This window comes from Roseateles sp. P5_B10 (assembly GCF_056400485.1).
In genome coordinates this window covers 1-6,903 of record NZ_JBFULE010000243.1, presented here as the reverse complement: position 1 = coordinate 6,903, position 6,903 = coordinate 1, and the positions used below count along the sequence as shown (strand labels likewise).

The window sequence follows — 6,903 nt, the reverse complement described above, 5'->3', positions numbered from 1 at the left end:
CGCTGCAATGGGGCGAAAGCCTGTTCTTCGGCCAGAACGGCATTGCCAACGCGCAGGGGCCGGTCGACGTCGCCAAGATCGTGTCCGTGCCCGGCTGGCAGTTCAAGGAAGTGCTGCTGCCGGTCGAGCAGATCTCGGGTTCGCTGCAGATCGCCGAAGGCATCTCGCTGGGCGCCTACTACCAGCTCAAGTGGCGGCCGAGCAAGATCCCGGGCGTTGGCAGCTTCTTCTCCAATCAGGACTACGTCGGCACGGGCACCGTCAACTTCGGCCTGACGCCGCAGGGCGCGCCCATCCTGCTGAGCTACGACAAGAGCAAGGACCTGCGGCCACGCAACTCGGGGCAGGGCGGCGTGCAGCTCCGCCTCAGCCCGACGGGCGGCGACTACGAGTTCGGCCTCTACGCGGCGCAGTACCACGACAAGACGCCGGCCGTGCCGGTGTTCGACTTCGTCAACGGCAACGTGCACCTCGCCTACGGTGACGACATCAAGACGGTCGGCGCCAGTGTCACGTCGTCGGTGGGCCAGCTGAATTGGGCCGTTGAAGGCTCGGTGCGCTGGAACGCGCCGCTGAACAGCGACCCCGCCGTGCTGGGCCTGGGCCCCGTGCTGGCCTGCGGCGGCAGCGCCAACCCCTGCTTCGCCGTCGGCCGCACGGCCCACCTGCAGGCTTCGGGCATTTACGTGCTGCAACCCGGCGCGCTGTGGCAGGGCGGTGCCCTGGTGGCCGAGCTGGCCTACAACCACCGGCTCAGCATCACCAAGGACATCTTTGCGACGCCGACCGGCGCCAGCATGGGCATTGGCGGCCTGGACCCGAACACCACCAAGGGCGCCTTCGCCTTCCGCATGCTGTTCGAGCCGCAGTACTTCCAGGTGCTGCCGGGGCTGGACCTGTCCGTGCCCATCGGCCTGGGCTACAACTTTGGCGGGCGCTCCTCGTCCATCGCCAACTTCGCCGGCGGCGCGGCCAGCGCGGGCGACTACAGCATCGGCGTCAAGGGCAAGTACCAGAACGACTGGAACTTCGCGCTGACCTACAGCGACTTCTTCGGCACCGCCAAGACCTTCACCGAGACCCTCGTCGCCGGCAGCGGCTCGCCGCGCCAGCTCACGTTCGGCCAGTCGCTGCGCGACCGCGCCAACGTCAGCTTCACCGTCTCGCGCACTTTCTGAAGCCCCACGGAGCACTTCACATGAACCGCACTCATCTCAAGGCCACGCTGCTGGCCACCGCCCTGCTGCTGGCCGGCCCGGCCCTCGCCGCCGTGTCGGCCGACGAAGCCGCCAAGCTCAAGACCACGCTGACCCCGTTGGGCGCCGAGCGCGCCGCCAACAAGGACGGCACGATCCCCACGTGGGACGGCGGCCTGACCAAGGCGGCCGCTGGCTTCAAGCCCGGCGACGCACGGCCCGACCCCTTCGCCGCCGAGAAGCCGCTGTACAGCATCAGCGCCAAGAACATGGCGCAGTACGACGCCAAGCTGAGCGATGGCGTCAAGGCGCTGATGAAGAAGTACCCCGACTTCCGCATCGACGTCTACCCCAGCCATCGCACGGCCGCCGCGCCGCAATGGGTTTACGACAACACCTTCAAGAACGCCACGCGCGCCAAGCTCGTCGACAACGGCCAGGGCACCGAAGGCGCCTATGGCGGCACGCCGTTCCCCATTCCCAAGGACGGCTACGAGGTGTTCCAGAACCACCGCCTCGCCTGGGTCGGCACCTATGCGCAGGCGCCGGTGCGGGTCTGGGTCGTGACGGCCGACGGCAAGCGCGCGATGGCCTCCGGCGGTACGCAAAGCTTTCGCCGGCAGTTCTACGACCCTGAGGGCAGCCTGGAGAAGTTCGACGGCTATGCGGGCCTGGGCAAGTTCGTCGTCAGCGAGCCCGGCTCCAAGGCGGGCGAGGCCATCCTCGCTCACGACAACCTCAATGCCGGCAACCCGCGCGGCCTGTGGCAATACCTGGTGGGCCAGCGCCGCGTGCGCAAGGCGCCGTCGGTGGCCTACGACACGCCCGACTCGGTGACCTCGGGCATCGGCCTGTTCGACGAAGCCTTCATGCTCTTCGGCCCCAGCGACAAGCACAACCTCAAGCTGGTCGGCAAGCGCGAGCTCTTCATCCCCTACAACAACAACCGCGCGGCGTCTGCCAAGGTGGCGGACCTGGTCACCCCCAACACGCTGAACCCCGGCGTCGTGCGCTGGGAGCTGCACCGCGTGTGGGAAGTCGAGGCCACGCTGGCCGAGGGCAAGCGCCACGTCGTGCCCAAGCGCAAGTACTACATCGACGAGGACAGCTGGCAGATCATGCTGTTCGACGGCTGGGACGCCAAGGGCGAGCTCTGGCGCACCAACTACACGCTGACCCTGCTGGCGCCGGACATCCCGGCCGTCATCGGCAGCATGTTCTGGGGCGGCTATGACCTGCAGACCGGCGCCTACTACCTCAACATGGCCAGCAACGAGCTGGCCAGCCAGTACAAGATCGTCGCACCGCTGCCGCGCAGCTTCTTCAGCCCTGAAGAGCTCGCCAACGAAGGAGCACGCTGATGAAAAGGCTGGCGCTTCTCGCGCTGGCCTGTGCCGTGTCGGCCCAGGCCGCCGCGCCAGCGCCGGCCGCGTTGGCCGAGCCGGCGCTGATCAGCCCCAAGGCACTGGGCGCGGCCACGCTGGCCGTGGCCCGCGCCGGTGAGCGGCTCGTCGCAGCGGGCGAACGCGGCACGGTGCTGTGGTCCGACGACGGCGGCAAGGCCTGGCAGCAGGCCACCGTGCCGGTGCGCGCGGGCCTCACGGCCTTGCGCTTCGTCGACGCACAGAACGGCTGGGCCGCCGGCCATCTGGGCGTCATCCTCAAGACCGGCGACGGCGGCAAGACCTGGCTCAAGCAGCTGGACGGCCTGCAAGCCGCTGCAAGCCTGCTCGCCGCCGCCACCGACGATGCTGGCCGCCGCGCCGCCCAGCGCTTCGTGGAGGAGGGCGCCGACAAGCCCTGGTTCGACCTTGAGGCCATCGACGCGCGCCAGGCCATCGCCGTCGGCGCTTACGGCCTGGCCATGGTCACGCGCGACGGCGGCGCCAGCTGGCAGCCGCTGCCCACGCGCGCCGCCAACCCGCGCGGCCTGCATCTCTACGGCGTTCGCATCGTCGACGGGCAATGGTTCATTGCCGGCGAACAAGGCCTGCTGCTGCGCTCCAGCGACGGTGGCGCCACGTTCACGGCCCTGGCCTCGCCCTACAAGGGCAGCTTCTTCGGCCTGCTGGCCTCGCACTCGGGCGCGCTGCTGGCTTATGGCCTGCGCGGCAGCGTCTACCGCTCCGGTGATGCGGGCGCCAACTGGGACAAGGTCGAGCTCGGCACGCCGCTGAGCCTGCAGGCCGGCATCGAACGGCGCGGCGGGCTGACGCTGCTGACCCAGACCGGCGAGCTCTTCACCAGCACCGACGACGGCCGCAGCTTCACGCGCCAGCCGCCGCCCGCCGGACCCTTGCCCGCCGCCGGCCTGGCCGCCGCACCCGACGGCGCCTGGGTCATCGCCAGCCTGCGCGGCACCCGCCGCGCGTCACCCACTCCCTGACCTCGACGATGCACGCCGCCACCGACACGCTGGGCACCCAACCCGTGGTGACCCAGCTCGACGACTTCGACACCCGCTCCGRCTCCTGGGCCGAGCGGCTGCTCTTCAACCACCGGCCCTGGGTGATGCTGCTGTGCCTGCTGGCCACGCTGTGGCTGGGCCAGCAGGCCTTCAAGCTGACGCTCAACGCCAGCTTCGAGAAGACCATCCCGACGTCGCACCCCTACATCGCCAACTACCTGGCGCACAAGGCCGACCTGGGCGGCCAGGGCAACGCGCTGCGCATCGTCGTCGAAGCCAGGAAGGGCACGATCTACGACAAACACTACCTCGACACACTGCAAAAGATCAGCGACGAGATCTACCTGATGCCGGGCGTGGACCGGCCCTTCATGAAGTCGCTGTGGACGGCCAACACCCGCTGGGTCGCCGTGACCGAGGACGGGCTGGACGGCAACACCGTCATGGGCGACAGCTACGACGGCTCGCCCACAGCGCTGGCCGAGGTGCGCGCCAACGTCGAACGCTCCGGTGAGATCGGCCAGATCGTCGCCGGTGACGCCAAGTCCAGCATCGTTTTTGTGCCGCTGCTGGACGTGAATCCCAAGACCGGTCAGGCGCTGGACTACGGCGAACTGGGCCGCCAGGTCGAGGCGCTGCGCAGCAAGTACGACAGCGACGCCATCGCGCTGCACGTCACCGGCTTCGCCAAGGTCATGGGTGACCTGATCGAGGGCTTGCAGCAGGTGTTGGTGTTCTTCGCCGTGGCCCTGGTCATCTGCGCCGGCGTGCTGTGGGCCTACACCCGCTGCGGGCGCAGCACCGCGCTCGTCGTCGCCTGCTCGCTCGTCGCCGTGGTCTGGCAGTTCGGCCTGCTGGCCTTGCTCGGCTACGCGCTGGACCCGTATTCGGTGCTGGTGCCCTTCCTGGTCTTCGCCATCGGCATGAGCCATGGCGCGCAGAAGATGAACGGCATCATGCAGGACGTTGGCCGCGGCACCCACCGCGTGGTGGCCGCGCGCTACACCTTCCGGCGCCTCTTCGTCGCCGGGCTGACGGCGCTGCTGTGCGACGCCGTCGGCTTCGCGGTGCTGGCCCTGATCAAGATCCAGGCCATCCAGGACCTGGCGCTCGTCGCCAGCATCGGCGTGGCGGTGCTGATCTTCACCAACCTCGTGCTGCTGCCCATCCTGCTGTCCTATGTGGGCGTGGGCGCGGCGGCAGCCAAGCGCAGCCTGCGTGACGACCCCGAGTTCAACCCCAAGGCCGGCAGCTCCTGGATGTGGCGCCAGCTCGACCGCTTCACGCAGCGCGGCCCGGCGCTGGTGGCCCTCGGCGCGTCGGCAGCACTGGCCGTGGCGGGCTATGCCGTCAGCACGCGGCTGCACGTTGGCGACCTGGACCCCGGCGCCCCCGAGCTGCGCGCCGATTCCCGCTACAACCGCGACAACGACTACGTCACCCAGCACTACGCCGCGTCCAGCGACATCCTCGTCGTCATGGTCTCCACGCCTGAGGACCAGTGCACCCGCTACGGCACCTTGGCCAAGGTCGACCAGTTGGCCTGGCAGCTGGAGCAGCTCCCCGGCGTCGAGTCCACCAACTCCATGGCCGCGCTGTCCAAGCTTGCGATGGTGGGCTACAACGAGGGTCAGCTGAAGTGGTACGAGCTGATCCCCAACGACAGCGCCCTGGGCGGCGTGCAGACCCGTGCGCCGCGTGAGCTGTTCAACCAGGGCTGCTCCTTCCTGTCGCTCTACGTCTACCTGAAGGACCACAAGGCAGAGACGCTGAGCACCGTGGTCGCCGCCGTCGAGGACTTCATGGCGAAGAACTCTACGAAGGACGAGCGCTTCATGCTCGCCGCCGGTTCGGCCGGCATCGCGGCTGCGACCAACATCGTCGTCAAGCAGGCCATGAACCAGATGCTGTGGTGGGTCTATGGCGCCGTCGTCGTGCTTTGCTGGGTGACCTTCCGCTCCTGGCGGGCCGTCGTCGTGGCCGTGCTGCCGCTGGTGCTGACCTCCATCCTGTGCGAGGCACTGATGGTGGGCCTGGGCATGGGCGTCAAGGTCGCCACGCTGCCGGTCATCGCGCTGGGCGTGGGCATCGGCGTGGACTACGCGCTCTACGTGCTCAGCGTCATGCTGGCCAAGCTGCGCGCGGGCGAGAGCCTGTCGACGGCCTATCTGCACGCATTGCAGTTCACGGGCCGCGTGGTGATGCTGACCGGCGTCACGCTGGCGCTCGCCGTGGGCACCTGGGCGCTGTCGCCGATCAAGTTCCAGGCCGACATGGGCATCCTGCTGGCCTTCATGTTCGTGTGGAACATGGTGGGGGCGCTGGTGCTGGTGCCGGCGCTCGCGCACTGGCTGCTCAAGCCCGCCAGGATCGCTTGAGATGGCACGGCGGTGGATCCAGCGTTGGGTGGTGCTGCTGGCACCCCTCCTGCTGGAATTTTGTTTGTCGGTTGCATCGGCGGCCGAGCAGGCGCCGCTGGTGCTGGGCCAGTCGCTGCCGCTGACCGGCGCCGCCTTCCCCATCAGCAATCGCGTGCAGGCCGGTGCCAAGGCGCTGGTGGATCGCGTCAATGCCGGCGGCGGCATCGGCGGACGCTTGCTGGAGTTGGTGACCCTGGACGATGGCGGCGACCCCCAGCGCCGCGCGGCCAACCTGCGCAAGCTTGCCCGCGAGCACCATGCGCTGGCCTTCGTCAACTGCCTGGGCGAGCGCGCCTGCCTGCAGACCGCCGCGCTGGCGCGTGAGTTGAACGTGCCGCTAGTCGGCCCCTTCTCCGGCGCCGCGGCGCTGCAGCAGCCCATGGTGTTCAGCCTGCGGCCCGAGGACAGGCGCGAGGCCGAGGCCCTGGCCGCGCAACTGCGGGCCATCGGCATCGAGCAGGCCGTGCTGCTGGGCGACGGCGACGAGCCGGCCCGCGAGCGCGCGCTGGCTGCGGCGCTGCAGGCCGCGGGCATCCGCTTCCACCCGCTGGCGATGCAGGCAGATTCCGCCGCCACGCTGCGCGAGCTGGCCGCCGTTGCGCCGCAGGCCCTGGTGCTCAATCTCGGTCCCGAGTCGCTGGACCTGCTGACCCGCCACGAGGCCGCCTGGCGCGCCGCGGTGCCGCTCACCGTGGCGGCACTGTCGTCGCCGGGGCTCACGCAGCTGACGCGGCTGCTGCGCGACCGGCTTATCGGCTTCACCAGCGTCGTGCCCAACCCCGAGATCTCGCAGCTGCCGCTGGTGCGCGAGTTCGAGCGCGACGCGGAAAGCCACGTCGGCCCCGAGGCCATCAGCCTGGAGGGCCTGGCGGCCTACCTG

5 protein-coding genes are annotated in these 6,903 nt (G+C 69.4%); all 5 read left to right on the top strand.

Annotated features, from left to right (window positions below; genetic code table 11):
- Positions 1 to 1,178, top strand: a 1,178-nt coding sequence (locus AC1DU6_RS15650) for a DUF1302 domain-containing protein (RefSeq protein WP_477858169.1), incomplete at its 5' end; no start/stop codon positions are given.
- 20 nt (positions 1,179 to 1,198) lie between these two features.
- The gene (locus AC1DU6_RS15645) at positions 1,199 to 2,557 is read left to right on the top strand and encodes a DUF1329 domain-containing protein (protein WP_477858168.1); all 1,359 of its coding nucleotides are present in this window, start codon (positions 1,199 to 1,201) and stop codon (positions 2,555 to 2,557) included.
- The gene (locus AC1DU6_RS15640) at positions 2,557 to 3,582 is read left to right on the top strand and encodes a WD40/YVTN/BNR-like repeat-containing protein (RefSeq protein WP_477858166.1); all 1,026 of its coding nucleotides are present in this window, start codon (positions 2,557 to 2,559) and stop codon (positions 3,580 to 3,582) included. Before AC1DU6_RS15645 ends, AC1DU6_RS15640 begins: the two co-directional genes overlap by 1 nt.
- An 8-nt stretch (positions 3,583 to 3,590) precedes the next feature.
- Positions 3,591 to 5,981, top strand: coding sequence for an efflux RND transporter permease subunit (locus AC1DU6_RS15635; RefSeq protein ID WP_477858164.1), 2,391 nt, complete (start codon positions 3,591 to 3,593; stop codon positions 5,979 to 5,981).
- A gap of 1 nt (position 5,982) precedes the next feature.
- A partial coding sequence (locus AC1DU6_RS15630; protein WP_477858162.1) for an ABC transporter substrate-binding protein occupies positions 5,983 to 6,903 on the top strand: 921 nt, incomplete at its 3' end.

What these genes read in the sequence shown, in the direction of transcription:
- AC1DU6_RS15645 (WP_477858168.1), top strand. Translation starts at nt 1,199, where the DNA reads ATGAACCGCACTCATCTCAAGGCCACGCTGCTGGCCACCGCCCTGCTG.
- AC1DU6_RS15640 (WP_477858166.1), top strand. Translation starts at nt 2,557, where the DNA reads ATGAAAAGGCTGGCGCTTCTCGCGCTGGCCTGTGCCGTGTCGGCCCAG.